General features: G+C 69.4%; 17 protein-coding genes. 8 read left to right on the forward strand and 9 right to left on the reverse strand.

What is annotated here, in order from left to right:
* Positions 1-96: 96 nt before the first annotated feature.
* The gene (locus ACWD35_RS18765; protein WP_451352362.1) at positions 97-1,443 is read left to right on the forward strand and encodes a M14 family metallopeptidase; all 1,347 of its coding nucleotides are present in this window, start codon (positions 97-99) and stop codon (positions 1,441-1,443) included.
* 20 nt (positions 1,444-1,463) lie between these two features.
* Here the strand turns inward: ACWD35_RS18765 and ACWD35_RS18770 are convergent, their stop codons facing one another.
* The 3 genes from ACWD35_RS18770 to ACWD35_RS18780 form a co-directional block, all read right to left on the reverse strand.
* Complete coding sequence (locus ACWD35_RS18770) at positions 1,464-2,036, reverse strand: hypothetical protein (RefSeq protein WP_451352363.1); 573 nt, start codon at positions 2,034-2,036, stop codon at positions 1,464-1,466.
* Positions 2,037-2,100: 64 nt separating this feature from the next.
* A complete protein-coding gene (locus ACWD35_RS18775) occupies positions 2,101-2,511 on the reverse strand; it encodes a RidA family protein (protein WP_451352364.1) in 411 nt (136 codons plus the stop codon).
* The gene (locus tag ACWD35_RS18780) at positions 2,512-3,285 is read right to left on the reverse strand and encodes an IclR family transcriptional regulator (protein WP_451352365.1); all 774 of its coding nucleotides are present in this window, start codon (positions 3,283-3,285) and stop codon (positions 2,512-2,514) included.
* A gap of 199 nt (positions 3,286-3,484) precedes the next feature.
* On the opposite strand from ACWD35_RS18780, the gene ACWD35_RS18785 reads away from it, so the two are divergent.
* Both ACWD35_RS18785 and ACWD35_RS18790 read left to right on the forward strand, forming a co-directional pair.
* Positions 3,485-4,750: an alanine racemase gene (locus ACWD35_RS18785; protein WP_451352366.1), complete on the forward strand. Its 1,266-nt coding sequence runs from the start codon at positions 3,485-3,487 to the stop codon at positions 4,748-4,750.
* 7 nt (positions 4,751-4,757) lie between these two features.
* Positions 4,758-6,368, forward strand: a complete 1,611-nt coding sequence (locus tag ACWD35_RS18790; RefSeq protein WP_451352367.1) for an N-acyl-D-amino-acid deacylase family protein — start codon at positions 4,758-4,760, stop codon at positions 6,366-6,368.
* Between the two features lie 23 nt (positions 6,369-6,391).
* Here the strand turns inward: ACWD35_RS18790 and ACWD35_RS18795 are convergent, their stop codons facing one another.
* The gene (locus tag ACWD35_RS18795) at positions 6,392-7,267 is read right to left on the reverse strand and encodes a S1 family peptidase (protein ID WP_451352368.1); all 876 of its coding nucleotides are present in this window, start codon (positions 7,265-7,267) and stop codon (positions 6,392-6,394) included.
* 183 nt (positions 7,268-7,450) lie between these two features.
* On the reverse strand, positions 7,451-8,185 hold the full coding sequence (locus tag ACWD35_RS18800; RefSeq protein WP_451352369.1) for a hypothetical protein: 735 nt from the start codon (positions 8,183-8,185) through the stop codon (positions 7,451-7,453).
* Between the two features lie 126 nt (positions 8,186-8,311).
* On the opposite strand from ACWD35_RS18800, the gene ACWD35_RS18805 reads away from it, so the two are divergent.
* From ACWD35_RS18805 to ACWD35_RS18820, 4 genes are all read left to right on the forward strand, one after another.
* Complete coding sequence (locus ACWD35_RS18805) at positions 8,312-9,523, forward strand: pyridoxal phosphate-dependent aminotransferase (RefSeq protein WP_451352370.1); 1,212 nt, start codon at positions 8,312-8,314, stop codon at positions 9,521-9,523.
* A 103-nt stretch (positions 9,524-9,626) separates the two neighbouring features.
* Positions 9,627-10,049: an SCO4983 family protein gene (locus ACWD35_RS18810; RefSeq protein WP_451352371.1), complete on the forward strand. Its 423-nt coding sequence runs from the start codon at positions 9,627-9,629 to the stop codon at positions 10,047-10,049.
* Between the two features lie 252 nt (positions 10,050-10,301).
* Positions 10,302-10,856 carry a tetratricopeptide repeat protein gene (locus tag ACWD35_RS18815; RefSeq protein WP_451352372.1) on the forward strand — a complete coding sequence of 185 codons (555 nt, stop codon included), beginning with the start codon at positions 10,302-10,304 and terminating at the stop codon, positions 10,854-10,856.
* 52 nt (positions 10,857-10,908) lie between these two features.
* Positions 10,909-12,183, forward strand: coding sequence for a glycosyltransferase (locus ACWD35_RS18820; protein WP_451352373.1), 1,275 nt, complete (start codon positions 10,909-10,911; stop codon positions 12,181-12,183).
* Between the two features lie 80 nt (positions 12,184-12,263).
* Here the strand turns inward: ACWD35_RS18820 and ACWD35_RS18825 are convergent, their stop codons facing one another.
* Positions 12,264-12,575: a hypothetical protein gene (locus tag ACWD35_RS18825; protein WP_451352374.1), complete on the reverse strand. Its 312-nt coding sequence runs from the start codon at positions 12,573-12,575 to the stop codon at positions 12,264-12,266.
* Positions 12,576-13,020: 445 nt separating this feature from the next.
* Between ACWD35_RS18825 and ACWD35_RS18830 the strand changes: the two genes are divergently transcribed.
* The gene (locus ACWD35_RS18830; protein ID WP_451352375.1) at positions 13,021-13,470 is read left to right on the forward strand and encodes a tetratricopeptide repeat protein; all 450 of its coding nucleotides are present in this window, start codon (positions 13,021-13,023) and stop codon (positions 13,468-13,470) included.
* A gap of 54 nt (positions 13,471-13,524) precedes the next feature.
* Here the strand turns inward: ACWD35_RS18830 and rfbD are convergent, their stop codons facing one another.
* From rfbD to ACWD35_RS18845, 3 genes are all read right to left on the reverse strand, one after another.
* Positions 13,525-14,436: a dTDP-4-dehydrorhamnose reductase gene (rfbD, locus tag ACWD35_RS18835; RefSeq protein WP_451352376.1), complete on the reverse strand. Its 912-nt coding sequence runs from the start codon at positions 14,434-14,436 to the stop codon at positions 13,525-13,527.
* Positions 14,433-15,407, reverse strand: coding sequence for a dTDP-glucose 4,6-dehydratase (gene rfbB / locus ACWD35_RS18840; RefSeq protein WP_451352377.1), 975 nt, complete (start codon positions 15,405-15,407; stop codon positions 14,433-14,435). Before rfbB ends, rfbD begins: the two co-directional genes overlap by 4 nt.
* 271 nt (positions 15,408-15,678) lie before the next feature.
* Complete coding sequence (locus ACWD35_RS18845) at positions 15,679-16,317, reverse strand: hypothetical protein (protein ID WP_451352378.1); 639 nt, start codon at positions 16,315-16,317, stop codon at positions 15,679-15,681.
* Positions 16,318-16,465: the final 148 nt, after the last annotated feature.

The following is a 16,465-nucleotide window of genomic DNA, read 5'->3' on the forward strand; positions in this document are numbered from 1 at the left end:
GAGCCTTGAGTCATGAGTGCCAACTCCGCACCCTCCAGCACCCCACCCCCCCCACATCCGGCGATGCCGGAATCCCTGGAGAACCAAGGAGAGTTCATGCGACTTCGCATACGCGGCTCCGGCGCGCGCGGCAGCAGACGTACCGCCGTCCTCGGCGCACTGCTGGCCCTCGCCCTCGCCTCCCCCGTCTCGGCCACCGCCACGCACGCCAGCGCCGACAGCGCTCGGAAGGCCACGACGCCCACTGGTGACGACATCCGGCAGTACGAGATCCATCAGCACACAACTCCCGTCACCCGTACGGCCATTCAGGCAGCCGGTGTCAGCGTCGACGAGGCCGACGAGGAGACCGTCGTCGTCTCCGGGCGGGCCGCGCAGATCCGGAAGCTGCGGCAACTCGGCTACGACGTCAGCCCGTTGGGCGCCGCGCCGCAGCGAGCCGGCATCCGGCCGTACGACTTCCCGAGCGCCGACTCGAAGTACCACAACTACGCCGAGATGAACGCCGAGATCGACCAGCGGCTCGCGGCCTACCCGAACATCATGAGCAAGCGCGTGATCGGGAAGTCGTACCAGGGGCGGGACATCGTCGCCATCAAGGTCAGCGACAACGTGGGCACGGACGAGGACGAGCCCGAGGTGCTGTTCACCTTCCACCAGCACGCCCGTGAGCATCTGACCGTGGAGATGGCCCTGTACCTGCTGCGCGAACTCGGCGCCGGGTACGGGACCGACCCGCGGATCACCAACCTCGTCAACACCCGCGAGATATGGATCGTCCCCGACCTGAACCCGGACGGCGGGGAGTACGACATCGCCACCGGACACTACCGCTCCTGGCGGAAGAACCGGCAGCCCAACTCCGGTTCCTCGTCGGTCGGAACCGACCTCAACCGGAACTGGAACTACAACTGGGGCTGCTGCGGCGGGTCCTCCGGATCGACCTCGTCCGAGACCTACCGCGGTTCCGCCGCCGAGTCCGCGCCCGAGGTGAAGGTCGTCGCCGACTTCGTACGCAGCCGGGTCGTCGGAGGCAAGCAGCAGATCAAGGCCGGGATCGACTTCCACACCTACAGCGAGCTGGTGTTGTGGCCCTTCGGGTACACCTACTCGGACACCGCCACCGGGATGACCGCCGACGACGCCGCCGCGTTCAAGGCCGTGGGCCAGAAGATGGCCGCCAGCAACGGGTACACGCCCGAGCAGTCCAGCGATCTGTACATCACGGACGGCACGATCGACGACTATCTCTGGGGCACCCAGAAGATCTTCGACTACACCTTCGAGATGTATCCGACGTCCAGCGCGAACGGAGGGTTCTACCCGCCCGACGAAGTCATCGAGCGGGAGACCTCCCGGAACAAGGACGCGGTGTTGCAGCTGCTGGAGAACGCCGACTGCATGTACCGGTCGATCGGCAAGGCCGCCCAGTACTGCAGCTAGAGCCGGCTTGACGCCAGGGCCTAGGCCTCTTCGAAGTACGCGTCGAGGACCTCGTCCAGCTGTGACTCCCACTCCTTGAAGCTGGCCCTGGCCGTCGCCTCGATCTCTATCGGGTACCAGCGGCGGTCAGGGGTGTGGACCGTGATCGTGAAGCGCTTGCCGAAACGGGGGGACTCCGTCTCGACCGCCGCGATCTCGTCCCAGCGGAACTCGCACGCCTCCTCGTCCAGGCGGAGGCGGACGCCCTTGCCGTCGGCGACGATCCTGGCCCGGCGGTCGGACGCCTCGAAGACGGGGCCGTCGCCGTCCGCCGGCGCGTCCTCCGACTCGGACCCGGGCGCGTCGGACTCGGGGGCGTCGGACTCGGGGGCGACCCCGGGTTCCTCCGCCGACGGCTCCTTCGAGACCGACTTCGCGACCGGGGCCACCTCCGCGGAATCCGACGTCGGCTCCGACTCCGGCTTCGCGTCCTCCGGCTCTGCCGCTGCCGGCGCCGGGCCCGTGAGTCCCGGGATGAACGCCGGGTCGAAACCGGCGCCCGCGACGGGCTCCCCCTTCAGGGGCTTGCTGCTCGATCCTATGCGCTGCTCCACGGCGGCAGTATGGACGACTTCCCTGTGCCGGAACCAGTCAGCCCAGCCATAACTCCGTGAACTGTCACCCCAGGACGGCGAGCGCGTCGATCTCGATGAGATGCCCGGCGGGCAGACCGACGTAGACGGTGGTCCGGGCGGCGGGCGCCTGGGTCAGGCCCTGCTCGTCGAAGTAGGAGTTGTAGATCTCGTTCATCTCGGCGAAGTGGCCGGTGTCCGTGAGGTAGACGCGGATCATCATCACGTCGTCCCAGGAGGCACCGCCCTCGTCGAGAACGGCCTTGACGTTGGCGAGGGTCTGCAGGGTCTGCTCGCGCAGGCCCGGCCCGACGAGCGTGCGCGGCTTGCCCTCCTCCGCCGGGAGGAAGGCGACCTGCCCGGCGACCTGGAGGATGTTGCCCTTCTTCACGCCGTGGGAGAACTTCGCGGGCGGGGCGGTGTGGGTCTTCGGGGTGATTGCGATCTTGTCCGTCATTCAGGGTCCCTCAGGTCTCAGGTCCGTCACTGGCGTTCTTCCGGAGTACTCGCCGCTGATCGCGTCCGCCGTACGGCGCACCTGCGGGAGCAGCGTGAGGAGTTCCTCGGCGGTGACGACGACGTTCGGCGCGGACACCGACATCGCGGCCACCACCCGGCCGTCGACGCCGCGGATGGGCGCCGCGACGCAGTTGACGGACTCCTCGTGGCCACCGAGATCGGCGGCCCAGCCCTGTTCGCGCACCTGCTCCAACTCCCGTAGCAAGGCTACGGCGTTGGGGGTGGAACGGGCCGTGTACAGAGGGTAGTCGAGCTTCTCCGCGAGCGCGCGGCGCTCGGGCTCGGGCAGGTCGGCGAGGAGCAGCTTGGCGACGGCGGCGACCGTGATGGCCACCGGCTTGCCGATCCGGGAGTACATGCGCACCGGGTACCTGCTCTCCACCTTGTCGATGTAGAGCACCTCGCCCTCCTCGTACACCGCCAGGTGAACGGTGTACCCGCACTGCTCGCTCAGGCGGGCCAGGTGGGGGTGGGCGATCTCGCGGACGTCCAGGTTCTCCATCGCCTCCTGGGCGAGGGCGAAGAGGCGGGCGCCGAGCCGGTAGCGCTGGTCGGACTGGCGGTAGACCAGGCCGTGCTCGTGCAGGGTGCGCAGGAGGCGCAGCGCGGTGGACTTGTGCACGCCGAGCCGGTCGGCGACCTGGCCGAGGTCGGCGGGGCCCTCGGCGAGCAGCGGCAGGATGCTCAGGGCGCGGTCGACGGTCTGACTCATGGGGTGCTTGCCTCCTCCTGGACCTCGGCCTGCGTCCGGCCGGGGCCGGGTCGGAGTCTCTCCCATCCCTCCAGGTCCAGGGCCGATCGCTATCGTTGCGGCAACCGTGCCGTTGACCGGGTGTCGGCGAGATGCTAGACACCAGTACGCATTGCATGCAATGGCCGTTGCACATACTGCAACGGCAGAGAGGGGTTCCATGAGCACCGAAGCGCTCGCCCGCCTGGCCGAGGAACGCATCGACCACCGCTTCAAGGGACTCCCGCCGGACGCGGACGGTCTGACCGTCGGCGAGCTGACCGCCCAGCGCCGCAACCTCTTCACCGGCGGCTTCACCACCCCGGTCCTCGCCCTGTCCGCCGAGCGCCTGGAGCACAACCTGGCGCTCATGGAGACGTACATCGTCCGGCACGGCCTCGCCTTCGCCCCGCACGGCAAGACCTCGATGGCCCCGCAGCTCTTCCAGCGCCAGATCGAGCACGGCGCCTGGGGCATCACCCTCGCGGTGCCGCACCAGGTGCGGGTGGCGCGGGCCTTCGGCGTGCAGCGGGTCTTCCTCGCCAACGAGCTGGTGGACGCCCCCGCCCTGCGCTGGATCGCCGCCGAACTCGCCGCCGACCCGGAGTTCGGGTTCGTCTGTTACGTCGACTCCGTACGCGGGGTGGAGCTGATGGACGCGGCGCTGCGCGGTGCCGCCCGGCCGGTGGACGTCGTCGTGGAACTGGCCGCGGGCGAGGGGGGCCGTACCGGCGTGCGCACGGAGGCGGACGCCCGGGCGGTCGCCGACGCGGTGGCCCGCACGGAGACGCTGCGGCTGGTGGGCGTTGCGGGGTACGAGGCTCAAGTCCCCGGTGCCGACCCGGAGTCGGTGCGGGCCTGGCTGGGCCGGCTGGTCACCCTCGCCGCCGAGTTCGACAAGGCGGGCCGGTTCGCCGGGGCCGAGGAGATCATGGTGAGCGCCGGCGGCAGCGAGTGGTTCGACGCGGTCGCCGACGTCTTCGCCGTGATCCCCGAACTCTCCCTGCCTGTCCTGAAGTTGCTGCGCTCGGGCGCGTACGTCTCGCACGACGACGTGCACTACGCGAGGCTCACCCCGTTCAACCGGATCCCCGAGGAGGGCGCGCTGGAGCCCGCGTTCCGGCTGTGGACGCAGGTCGTCTCCCGCCCCTCCGCCGAGCAGGCCTTCGTCAACGCGGGCAAGCGGGACGCCGCCTACGACCTCGACTATCCCGTGGCCCACGTGGTACGCCGGGACGGCGGCGAACACCCGGCGCACGGCATCGAGGTGACCGCGCTGTCCGACCAGCACCTGTGGCTGGGCACCGCCCCGGAGGCGGACGTAGAGGTCGGCGACTGGATCGGCTTCGGCCTGTCCCATCCGTGCACGACCTTCGAGAAGTGGCAGCTGATCCCGGTGGCCGAGGTGGACGGGACGGTCGTCGACTACATCCGCACCTACTTCTAGATCCCTGGTGGAGGACCTGGTCATCCGTGACGCGGACGTCGTCGACGGCAGCGGTGCACCGTCGTACCGCGCCGATGTGGTGGTCGACGGCGGCCGTATCGTCTCGATCGTCAAGGAGGCGGCTGCCGCAGGCTGCCAACGACCCCGCGCCATGCGCGAGTTGGATGCCGAGGGCCTGGTCCTCTCCCCCGGCTTCATCGACATGCACGCCCACTCCGACCTGGCCCTGCTGCGCGACCCCGAGCACACCGCGAAGGTGGCGCAGGGGGTCACCCTCGAAGTCATCGGCCAGGACGGGCTGTCGTACGCGCCCGTCGACGACCGCACACTGGAGGAGGTGCGTCGGGCGATCACCGGGTGGAACGGGTACGGCGACGACCTCGACTTCGACTGGCGCACGGTCGGCGAGTACCTCGACCGGCTCGACCGCGGTATCGCCGTCAACGCGGCCTATCTCGTCCCGCAGGGCACCGTCCGTGCCCTGGCCGTCGGCTGGGCGGACCGGGCCGCGACACCCGAAGAGCTGGACCGGATGCGGCAGTTGGTGGCCGAGGGGCTTCAGCAGGGCGCGGTCGGGCTGTCGTCCGGGCTCACCTACACACCCGGCATGTACGCCGAGGACGCCGAACTCACCGAACTGTGCCGGGTGGTGGCCGAGTACGGCGGCTACTACTGCCCGCACCACCGCTCCTACGGCGCCGGCGCCCTCGCGGCGTACGCCGAGATGCTCGCCGTGACGCGGGAGGCGGGCTGTCCGCTCCATCTCACCCACGCCACCCTGAACTTCGGTGTCAACAAGGGGCGCGCGCCCGAACTCCTCGCCCTCCTCGACCAGGCGCTGGACGCGGGCGCGGACCTCACCCTGGACACCTACCCGTACACCCCGGGCTGCACCACCCTCGCCGCGCTGCTGCCGAGCTGGGCGAGCGAGGGCGGCCCGGCGGACATCCTGGCCCGTCTCACCGACCCGGCGACCGCCGAGCGCGTCCGGCACGATCTGGAGGTGACCGGCTCGGACGGCAACCACGGCGTGCCGGTGGAGTGGGACACGATCGAGATCTCCGGTGTCACCGACCCGGCCCTCGACTGCTTCGTGGGCCGTACGGTGCGGGAGGCGGCGCAGCTGCGCGGCGAGTCCCCGTGGGCGTTCGCGCGCCGGCTGCTGGTCGAGGACCGGCTCGGCACGACGGTCCTCCACCACGTGGGCCATGAGGAGAACGTCCGCGCGATCATGCGGCACCGCGCCCACACCGGCGGCTCCGACGGCATCCTCCAGGGCGCCAAGCCGCACCCTCGCGCGTACGGCACCTTTCCGCGCTATCTGGGTCATTACGTACGGGAGTTGGGCGTGCTGTCCCTGGAGGAGTGCGTCGCCCATCTCACCGCGCGACCCGCGGCCCGGCTGCGGCTGCCGGACCGCGGGCTGGTGCGCGAGGGCTACCGGGCCGACCTGGTCCTGTTCGACCCGGGCACGGTCGCCCCCGGCGCCACGTTCGCCGCGCCTCGCACGCTCCCTACGGGGATCCCGTACGTCCTGGTCGACGGCCGTTTCGCCGTCGAGGACGGCCGGCGCACGGACGTTCTCGCCGGGCGCTCGGTCCGCCGTACTCCGCTCTAGGCCCTGTCGGACCTAGGCGCCGGTCACGGCTTGGGCAGCGTGCAGCCGGCCGCGGTGAGGTCCAGCTTGTTGCCGGTCGTGAAGCAGGCCGGGATCTGGTAGGTCTCCTCGGCGTAGTTGATGCCCATGCGGACCGTGACGTTGCCGTTCGCGTCCACCTCGCACGGGTTGTTCACCGTGCAGGTCTCGCCGTTCTCGTTGCCGGTGTTGTTGACGGCCACGACCTTGCCGGTGGTGGTGTCGATCACCGGGGAGCCGGAGGTGCCGCCGATGGTGTTGCAGGCAGAGGTGTAGCGGACCGAGTCCTTCCAGGTCCAGCCGCCCTCGTTCAGCCGGTACACGAACCCGTCGATGTTGCAGCTGTAGATCCGCTTCCAGTACCCGGAGACGACCTTGATGGCGGTGCCGGCGACCGGGTGGGTGTCGCTCATCGTGAGCGCGCTGATGCCGTAGGAGCTCTTGATCTGCGCGTAGGTGGTCTTCAGGCGGTAGATCGTGACGTCCGTGTCGGTCATCGTCGAGTAGACGACCTGGTTGGCGCGGAGCGTGGCGATCTTGGTGCCGGCGGAGTTCAGCAGGCCGAAGGTGCGGCTGGAGGACTGGCCGGTGATGACCTGGCCGGGGTTCGGGAAGCCGGTCTCCAGGCAGTGGCCGTTGGTCATGACGAGCGCCGGGTCGGTGTCGGCGGAGTTGGGGAAGCGGATCACCGAGCCGGAGCAGTTGCTGAGCGAGACGGTGCCGGCGAAGTCGACGGTCGCCTTGACCGACTTGGTCGCCTTGGCCGCCGTGACCGAGTGAGCCGACGGGGCCGCCTTGGCGTGCGGGGCGGCGACCGCGGGGGCCGCGCCGAGCCCGGCGATGGCCAGGGCGGAGATCGCGGCAAGGAGAGGCTTGTGCATGTGGGGTCCCCTCATTCAGACGTGAGCGACCGGAGATCTTCCGGCCGCCTGTCTTGTCATGAGCATTCTCATGAGAGAGGGGTGTCCGGGCAAGGACTTGTATGCGACTTGCGCTGACTGACAGCGTGTCACATATCGGTCCGCAGCGTTCGATTGACGTACGAGAAGAGCGAGCCTGCCCCCCTACTTGGGCTTCCACGGGGGACGGTGCCCGCGCCCATTGCCCGGACCGTCGGGGGCGACGGTGGTGGCCGACACGGTGGGGGTGGCCGTCGGCGTCGCAGGCTCGGAGGTCTTCGCGGCCGGCGAGGTGGTGACCGAGGTCGGCTGCCCGGTGGCGCTGCTTGCGGCTCCGCCCGTCGGCGTGCCGGTGGCCGGGGCGGCAGCGGACGCGGAGACCTCAGGGCTGCCGTCGGCAGCGCCCGGAGTCGCGGCGTCCGGGCGGGCGCTCGCGGTGTCCGGAGCGCCGCCGGAGGTGCTGGGGCGCCCGTCGGAGCGCGGCCCGGACGAGGACCCGGAGTCCGCCAGCCCCGCGATCACCGCGACACCCGCGCAGACCACGCCGAGGGCACCCGCGGCGACGGCCACCCGGCGACGACCGCCACGCCTCCGCTGCCGCCTGCGATCGGCACGGCCGTGCCCCTCGCCAGGCCCGCCGAACGCCGCGGCGTCCGCGTCGGCGCCGGTGTCGGGGTAGGCGTCGGCCTCGGGGTAGGCGTCGGCCGGCGGGACGGGCGGAAGGTTGCGCGTCTCGTCGTAGGCGTTCTGCCAGCCGTGGGCGGCGGCGGGGTCGGCGTACTCCTCGTACGACGGGGCCGTCGCCTGCTGCGGGTGGTACACGTTCGGCAGGCCCTCGGCCGAACCGACCGGTCGGTGTGCGCCGTACGCCCCCGCCCCGTACTCGCTTTCGGTGGACATGACCGTGGATTCTAGGGACGCAAGTGGCCCGTGAGACAGCTACCGGCGATAACAGCGCAAACTTCCGCGTCTCAAGTGGCGGAAAACACGACCCGTGGTGCGTTACGGGTCCGTAAGCTGCCTGACATGCAGGTGATCCAGTCGACCAAGCTCGCCAACGTCTGTTACGAGATCCGGGGCCCGGTGCTCGAAGAGGCGATGCGGCTGGAAGCGGCTGGTCACCGCATCCTGAAGCTCAACACGGGCAACCCGGCCGCCTTCGGCTTCGAGTGCCCGCCGGAGATCCTGGAGGACATCCTCCGCAACGTCTCCACGGCACACGGCTACGGCGACGCGAAGGGCCTGCTGGCCGCCCGCCGCGCGGTCGTCATGCACAACCAGACCCTCGGCATCGAGACGGACGTCGAGCACGTCTTCATCGGCAACGGCGTCTCCGAGCTGATCGTGATGGCCATGCAGGGCCTGCTGGACGACGGCGACGAGGTGCTGGTCCCGGCCCCGGACTACCCCCTGTGGACGGCGGCGGTGTCGCTGTCGGGCGGTACGGCGGTGCACTACCGCTGTGACGAGCAGTCCGACTGGATGCCCGACCTCGCCGACGTCGAGCGCAAGGTCACCGACCGCACCAAGGCCATCGTCATCATCAACCCGAACAACCCCACGGGCGCGGTGTACGACGAGGCGATGATCAAGGGTCTGACCGACATCGCCCGCCGGCACAACCTGCTGGTCTGCTCGGACGAGATCTACGACAAGATCCTCTACGACGGCGCGACCCACACCCCGACCGCGAAGGTCGCCCCCGACCTGCTCACCCTCACCTTCAACGGCATGTCGAAGGCGTACCGGGTGGCCGGCTACCGCGTCGGCTGGATGTCGATCTCCGGCCCGCGCGCGCACGCCGACTCCTACATCGAGGGCCTGACGATCCTGGCGAACATGCGCCTGTGCGCGAACATGCCGGGCCAGCACGGGGTGGTCGCCGCGCTCAGCGGGCGCCAGACGATCAACGACCTGGTGCTGCCGGGGGGCCGGCTGAAGGAGCAGCTGGACACCGCGTACGAGCTGCTGACGCAGATCCCGGGCGTGAGCTGCGTACGGCCCAAGGGCGCGCTGTATCTCTTCCCGCGTCTCGACCCGCAGGTCTTCAAGATCAAGGACGACCGGCGGATGGTCCTGGACCTGCTGCGCCAGGAGAAGATCATGGTCGTCCATGGCACCGGCTTCAACTGGCCCGAGCCGGACCACTTCCGCGTGGTGACACTGCCGAGCGTCGGGGACCTCAGGGACGCGGTGACGCGGATCGGGAACTTCCTGGACGGTTACAGCCAGACGTAGCCGAGCCGACCGTAGTCGGCGGACCGCGATCCGTGGCACGGCTCAACTTTAGACGAAATCCAAGCTAGGATGGCTTCCTGTCAGAGCACAGGAGGCCATCCCCATGTACGAACCGATCCGCACGAAGTCGGTCCACAGCACGATGGCCGGCCCCACCCCCGACTTTCCCCACCGGTCGCGCGAGGAGGAGCTGGACATCCAGCTCGCCGGGCATCTCGCCGCGCTGCTCGCCGTCACCGACGAGCTGCGCGCGCTCGCGCCGTCCACCGACCTGGACACGGCGGCCGAACGGCTCACCGGAGAGGTGACCCGGCTGCGGGGTGGGCGTACGCCGGCCCGCGCGTCCGGCACCGCGGGCGACCCCCGCGTCGCCGCCCTGCACGAGCGGGCACACGCCCTCGCCGGCCGCGCTCTCGTCGTCGCGGCGTCCCGCGCGGACACCGCTGCGGCGATCCTGTCGGCGGAGCGCATGGACGCGCATGCCGCCGCCCTCGCCGGACCGAAGGAACTGAGCGCCACCCACTGACCCCTCACCCCCGGGATCCCCTCGACGGCCCCGGTCCGCGTGCACCCGCAGCGACGCGCGGACCGGGCGCCATTTTTTTCTGATACGACGCGTACATTCGGGTGGACTGCGCGTCCCTCATGCCCGCCAAACGGCGGCTGCATCACCACTGCCTCGTAACGTCGGTGGAAATGACGGTGGTTCGGACTCCGACACCCCATCGTCCCTCACTATTCCACGAGATGTGACAAAGTGAAACGTAGGCAATTGTTGATGGGGCTCTTCGCTGTGGCTGCAGTTGCCACCGGAGCGACGTCGTGGGCGATCCATTCCTATTCGGCAGTGCCCCCGGATTCCAAGGCCCCGTCATCAACGGACCAGAACAAGCGGGATGCCGATCTGCTTTTGCAGGCCGGCATCGCGCAGCAGGAGAACCACGACGTCGAAGCGGCCGACCGTAGTTACCGGCGCACCCTGGAGCTGGACCCGCAGAACAAGTACGCCTGGTACAACCTGGGCGTCATGGCGCACGAGGCCGGCCGGGCGGCCGTTGCCCGTGCGGACTACGACAAGGCCCTGAAGATCGATCCGGCGTTCACGTCGGCTCTCTTCAACGAGGGGCTTCTGCTGGAGTCGAGCGATCCCGACCGGGCCGGCGAGCTCCTGAAGCGTGTCATCGCCGGCAATCCCAAGGCGGGCGCGGCACATCTGCACCTCGGACGAATCCGGGCGCAGCAGAACCATGGCAAAGACGCCGCGGACGAGTTCCGTCATGCGGTCGCCGCCGATCCCTCACTGCGTTCTCAAGTGCCGGAGGAATTCCGGTGATTCCTGACTTCTCACCCCCCTCACCGACATCGAGCCAAGCAGGGAGCAACAGATGACGTCGACCGCGACACCGAGGTTCTCCGTCTTCACCCCGAGCCACCGGCCCCGTTTCCTCGATGAGTGCCTGGCGACCCTGCAGGCGCAGACCTGTCCGGACTGGGAGTGGATCGTCCTGCTCAACAACGGCGCGCGGTGGCGGCCGGAGCGACCCGACGACCGGATCCGCATCGAGATCGCGGACGACGTCGACGGGGTGGGAGCTGCGAAGCGCAGGGCCTGCGAACTGGCGCGCGGCGAGATCCTCGTGGAACTCGACCACGACGACCTGCTCGCGAAGGCGTGCCTGGCGGAGCTCGGCAAGGCGTTCGACGCGCATCCCGAGGCCGTGTTCGTCTACAGCAACACCGCTCAGATCACCGAGGACGGGAAGCGGGACGACAGCCGCTTCGACGAGACGTTCGGCTGGCAGTACGAGGAGGTGAAGGTCGACGGCCGCAAGTTGCTGCAGGTCGTCTCCCTGGCGCCGACGCCGCACAACGTCGCCTACATCTGGTACGCGCCCAACCACGTGCGGGCGTTCCGCAAGGAGAGCTACGAGAAGGCCGGCGGGTACGACGCCGCGCGTACGGTTCTGGACGACCAGGACCTGATGTGTCGCCTCTTCCACGTCGGCGACTTCCACCACATCAACCGCTGCCTCTATCTTCAGCGCGTTCACCCCGGCAACACCCAGAGCGACCCGGAGATCAACGCGCACATCCAGCGCGAGACGGTCGCCCTGTACGACAAGTACATCGAGGCCAACGCCCTCGCCTGGACCTACCGGCGCGGACTGCTCGCGCTGGACCTCGGCGCGGCGCACCGCAAGCCGCCGGGCTACGTGGGCGTGGACCAGAGGCCGGGCAAGGGCGTCGACATCGTCGCGACCCTGCCCGGCAAGCTGGACCTGCCCGACGGCTCGGTCGGTCTGATGCGGGCGGTGGACTTCCTTGAATACGTGCCCGCGAAGGTGCCGCTGATCAACGAGCTGTACCGGCTGCTGGCGCCCGGCGGCATGCTCCTGTCCATGACGCCCAGCTCCGACGGCCGCGGCGCCTACCAGGACCCGACACACCTCGCCTACTACAACGAGAACTCGTTCTGGTATTACACGGACAACCAGTACCGCGCCTTCGTGCCCGACCTTGAGGCCCGGTTCCAGTCGTCGCGGCTGCTCACGTACTTCCCGAGCCAGTGGCACTCCAAGAACGACATCTCGTACGTGATCGCCAACCTCATCGCGATGAAGGACGGCACCGCGCGGTGCGGCGGAAAGCTGCTCGTCTAGCCACCCGAAACAGCGGCGCCCGGTGGACCGTGAGGTTCCGCCGGGCGTCTTCGACGTCTGTGGGCCGGACTCACACCGCGTCAGACTCCGACGCGTTGCTTCGCCCCGGCAAGTTGGTTCGCGCACTCCCCGACCCAGTAGGCGGACACCCCGAGTTCGTCGAGTGCGCCCCAGTGGTACCAGTCGGACTCGACGAACAGGTGGTCCTTCCTGGGATACGGGAGGCGTGCCGCCTGCCGCGCGAACAGGTGGGCGAGCAGCCACCGCTGCCCATTGAGGCGGCACCAGCGCGCGAGCTCACCGAGTGCTTCGGCGCGTGTGGGGCGGCTCTCGTGCGCACCGAGGTAGCGGTCCATCACCTCGGCCGGCGACCGCTCCAGCTTCTCGGCCAACTGTGCGGCGAACAGGCGGGAGCAGAAGACCTCCGCGTCCCCCGCCGCCCACGACGACGATGGTGGCGCCTTCCAGGTTCCCGAGGCTGTACTGCGAACCGCAGTCGAGGTAGTTCGTACAGTTCGCCCGGCAGGTCGCTGTAGACGTCGCGGATGACGCTTCTCGGGACTCGTGCATTCGAGTGGTCTGAAGGCCCTTCGCGCCTGCCGTACGACAGCACCGTTGGGGGCGCCTCGTAACGTCGGTGCCGACGACCCGAGACAGGCGAACTCCATCGGTCCGCCGCCTTCCACGAAAAGTGACCAAGTGAAACCTACGAGATTGTGGGCAGGGCTCGCCGTGACGGCGGCGGTCGCCACCGGGGTGACCGTCTGGGCGACTCATTCCCCGTCGGCCGAGCGGTCGGATTCCAAGGCCGCTTCCGTGGCCCGGAACGCGAAGTCGGTGGAGGCGCTGCTGAAGTCCGGCCTTCAGCACCAGATTCAGCAGGATTCCCGTGGGGCCGGCCAGGACTACCGGCACGCTCTGGAACTGGACCCCAAGAACAAGCGCGCCTGGTACGGCCTCGGGCTCGTCGATCAGCAGTCCGGCAGGACGGCGGATGCCCGGGCAGACTTCGACAAGGCGCTCGAAATCGATCCCGACTTCATGTCCGCTCTCTGCACCGAGGCGTACATGCTGAGAACCAGTGACCCCGACCGGGCCATGGAACTCCTCAAGCGTGCCGCTGCCATCGACCCCAAGGCGGGGATGACCCAACTGCAACTGGGTCAGCTCCTGGCGGAGAACAACCGCAAGGGCGAGGCCGAGGCCGCGTTCCGTCGTGCGGTGGCCGCCGATCCCAAGTCCCTCTCCCAAGTGCCGGAAGAATTCCGGGACGCCGTGAGCCGATGAGTGACTGGCGCCCGGCAGGCGCCCGACGGACCGTGAGGTTCCGCCGGGCGCCCGTCATGTGCGCCGGGTACTGGTGCGCGCCGCGGCGGCCAGCGCGGCGAACTCGGGCACCTTCAGGGCGGCCGTCAGCTGGTCGTCCCATCGGGAAAGGGGCGCCAGGCCGGCCCGCGGCCAGTTGCCGTGGCCGAGGACACCGAAGGCCGGGCGGGCGGCCGGACGCGGGAACTTGTCCGAGCCGACCGGGCGGATCCGCTCGGGATCGAGGCCGCTGAGCCGGAAGGTCTCACGCGCCAGACCGCACCATGTGGTGCGGTCGGCCGCCGTGCCGTGGTAGATGCCGGCCGGTGCCTGTCCGGTCAGCGCCGCGCGGCCGAGCGCGGCCAGTTGCCGGGCGAGCGCCCGGGACCAGGTCGGCTGGCCGTGCCGGTCGGCCACCACGTTCAACATCTCGCGTTGGGCGGCGAGTTCGAGCATGGTGGCCACGAAGTTCGGGCCGTGCGCACCGTAGAGCCAGGCCGTGCGCACGATGTAGCCGGTGCGCGGGAGGAGTTCGGCGACCGCCCGCTCCCCCGCCAGTTTGCTTCGCCCGTATGCGTTGACGGGCCTCGTCGGCGCGTCCTCCGGGTACGGGCGGCGGGCGTCGCCCGGGAACACGTAGTCGGTCGAGATGTGCAGCAGGATGGCGTCGGCGTCTGCACACGCGCGTGCGAGGTGGCGGACGCCCGTACCGTTCACGGCCGTGGCCTCCGCCTCGGACCGCTCCGCGCCGTCGACGTCCGTCCATGCGGCACAGTTGACGACCACTCGGTGACCGGCGACGGCGGCGCGGACGGCTGTCGGGGCGGTGATGTCGAGCCTGTCCCGGCTCAGTCCCGTCACCCTGGCGTCCGGATCGCCGGCGAGCTCGGCCAGCACGTCCTGGCCGAGGAGCCCGCGCGCACCGGTCACCAGCCAGCTCGTGGTCATCGCAGCGCGGCCCTCTTCTTGAGCGGCTCCCACCAGGAGCGGTGTGCGCGGTACCAGGCGACCGTGGCGGCCAGGCCCTCCGTGAAGGACACCTGCGGGACATAGCCGAGGTGCTCACGGATCTTGCTGTCGTCCAGCGAATAGCGCAGGTCGTGGCCCTTGCGGTCGGCCACGTACTCGACCCGGTCCCAGCCCGCGCCGACCGCGTCCAGCAGCAGTCCGGTGAGCTTGTGGTTGCTCAGCTCGGTCCCGCCGCCGATGTTGTAGACCTCCCCGGCCCTGCCGCCGTGCAGGACCAGATCGATCCCCCGGCAGTGGTCGGAGACGTGCACCCAGTCGCGGATGTTGCGGCCGTCTCCGTAGAGGGGGACCGTCTTCCCGTCGATGAGGTTGGTGATGAAGAGCGGCATGACCTTCTCGGGGAACTGGTACGGCCCGTAGTTGTTGGAGCACCGGGTGATGACCACGTCCAGGCCGTGGGTGCGGTGGTAGGCGAGCGCGAGCAGGTCGGAGCCGGCTTTCGACGCGGAGTACGGAGAGTTCGGCGCGAGAGGCCACCCCTCGGTCCATGAGCCTTCGCTGATCGAGCCGTAGACCTCGTCGGTGGAGACGTGGACGAAGCGGCCGACACCGTGCCGGTGGGCCGCGTCCAGGAGCACCTGCGTACCCATCACATTGCTGCGGACGAACGGACCGGCCCCGCCGATCGACCGGTCCACGTGCGACTCGGCCGCGAAATGGACCACCGCGTCCTGGCCCGCCATCACCTGGTCGACCACGTCCGGGTCACAGATGTCGCCCCGGACGAAGGTGTAGCCCGGATGTTCTGCCACCGGTGCCAGATTGGCCTCGACTCCCGAGTAGGCGAGTTTGTCAAGGACGGTGATCCGCGCTGTCAGATCCGAGTCAAGCCGCCGACGGACGTATTCCGAACCGATGAATCCAGCTCCGCCGGTCACAAGGATGCGCATATTTCTCCGAGTTTTCTTGCTGCCCGGCGTTCAGCACCGGGGGTGCCTGGTCACCCACTATGTGCACCACTACGCTACTCAGGGCTGCGGCATCTCCCTGGCAGGCAGGACCAATTCACGCTGGTGTTGTCGATGAAGAGCCGGCGCATTCCTCGATTCCGCGGGCGTGGGCGGAATGCGGACGGTGCCCGCGAGACCGAAGCCTCGCGGGCACCGTCGCTCATTCCCAGTAAAGCGAACAGCCGGTGCGGCACCGCCGCTCACATGCGTGTCACGGGCCGGGAACCGGGCTGCAGACCGCGAAGGCCTGGAGGGTGGTGCCGTCCGGGAGGGTGCCGGCGGCCTGCCATCCGTTGGGGAAGGTGGCGATCGGGACGTTCCTGATCGCCATGGAGACAGGGTTGGGGGGGCCCTCAATGTATCCGCCGCCGGTGACGACATCGTTGCTGTCTCGGCAGAAGGCCTCCGACGTCTGGAAGCCCGTGCCATGAACCACGGGGCCGGGGACGATGTAGGTGGAAATCGAACCCACACCACTGGCGCCCTGAGCGCCCTGAGCACCCTGAGCGCCCTGAGCACCCTGAGCGCCCTCCTCGCCCGCCTCGCCCTCCTCACCCTGGGGACCCTGGGGACCCTGGGCACCCTGGGCACCCTGCGGACCCTGCGGACCCTGCGGTCCCTGCGGTCCCTGCGGACCCTGCTTGCCGTCATGGCCGTCATGGCCGTCATGGCCGTCACGGCCCGGCTTGCCCTGGGGGCCCCGGTCGCCGCCCCGGCCGCCGGCCCTTTCTTCGTGCGTGCTGCTGGCAGACGCCGCATGGGGCACAGAGCCCGACCGGTGGATCGCGTCGGCGATGGCCACCGAGCTCGGCGCGACGTTGAGCGCCACCGCGAGAGCGCCCGCGGACACCAGCGTGGACGACCTCAGTCGTGAGCTTCGGATCGTTCTACGGTTCAAGAGAACCTTCCTCAGGAACTGGGAGGGAATCAGACCGCAAGCGCGCGCACCCCGGTGCGCTTTATTCGCATGCGCGTCACGTCGCCTCTGGCTACGGACA

Source organism: Streptomyces sp. NPDC002671 (assembly GCF_053592475.1).

Bases quoted from the DNA above. Each gene is read 5' to 3' on its own strand.
- ACWD35_RS18820 (WP_451352373.1), top strand. From the start codon at position 10,909: ATGACGTCGACCGCGACACCGAGGTTCTCCGTCTTCACCCCGAGCCAC.
- ACWD35_RS18775 (WP_451352364.1), bottom strand. From the start codon at position 2,511: ATGACGGACAAGATCGCAATCACCCCGAAGACCCACACCGCCCCGCCC.
- ACWD35_RS18805 (WP_451352370.1), top strand. From the start codon at position 8,312: ATGCAGGTGATCCAGTCGACCAAGCTCGCCAACGTCTGTTACGAGATC.
- ACWD35_RS18765 (WP_451352362.1), top strand. From the start codon at position 97: ATGCGACTTCGCATACGCGGCTCCGGCGCGCGCGGCAGCAGACGTACC.
- rfbB (WP_451352377.1), bottom strand. From the start codon at position 15,407: ATGCGCATCCTTGTGACCGGCGGAGCTGGATTCATCGGTTCGGAATAC.
- ACWD35_RS18810 (WP_451352371.1), top strand. From the start codon at position 9,627: ATGTACGAACCGATCCGCACGAAGTCGGTCCACAGCACGATGGCCGGC.
- rfbD (WP_451352376.1), bottom strand. From the start codon at position 14,436: ATGACCACGAGCTGGCTGGTGACCGGTGCGCGCGGGCTCCTCGGCCAG.
- ACWD35_RS18795 (WP_451352368.1), bottom strand. From the start codon at position 7,267: ATGCACAAGCCTCTCCTTGCCGCGATCTCCGCCCTGGCCATCGCCGGG.
- ACWD35_RS18785 (WP_451352366.1), top strand. From the start codon at position 3,485: ATGAGCACCGAAGCGCTCGCCCGCCTGGCCGAGGAACGCATCGACCAC.
- ACWD35_RS18815 (WP_451352372.1), top strand. From the start codon at position 10,302: ATGGGGCTCTTCGCTGTGGCTGCAGTTGCCACCGGAGCGACGTCGTGG.
- ACWD35_RS18780 (WP_451352365.1), bottom strand. From the start codon at position 3,285: ATGAGTCAGACCGTCGACCGCGCCCTGAGCATCCTGCCGCTGCTCGCC.
- ACWD35_RS18800 (WP_451352369.1), bottom strand. From the start codon at position 8,185: ATGTCCACCGAAAGCGAGTACGGGGCGGGGGCGTACGGCGCACACCGA.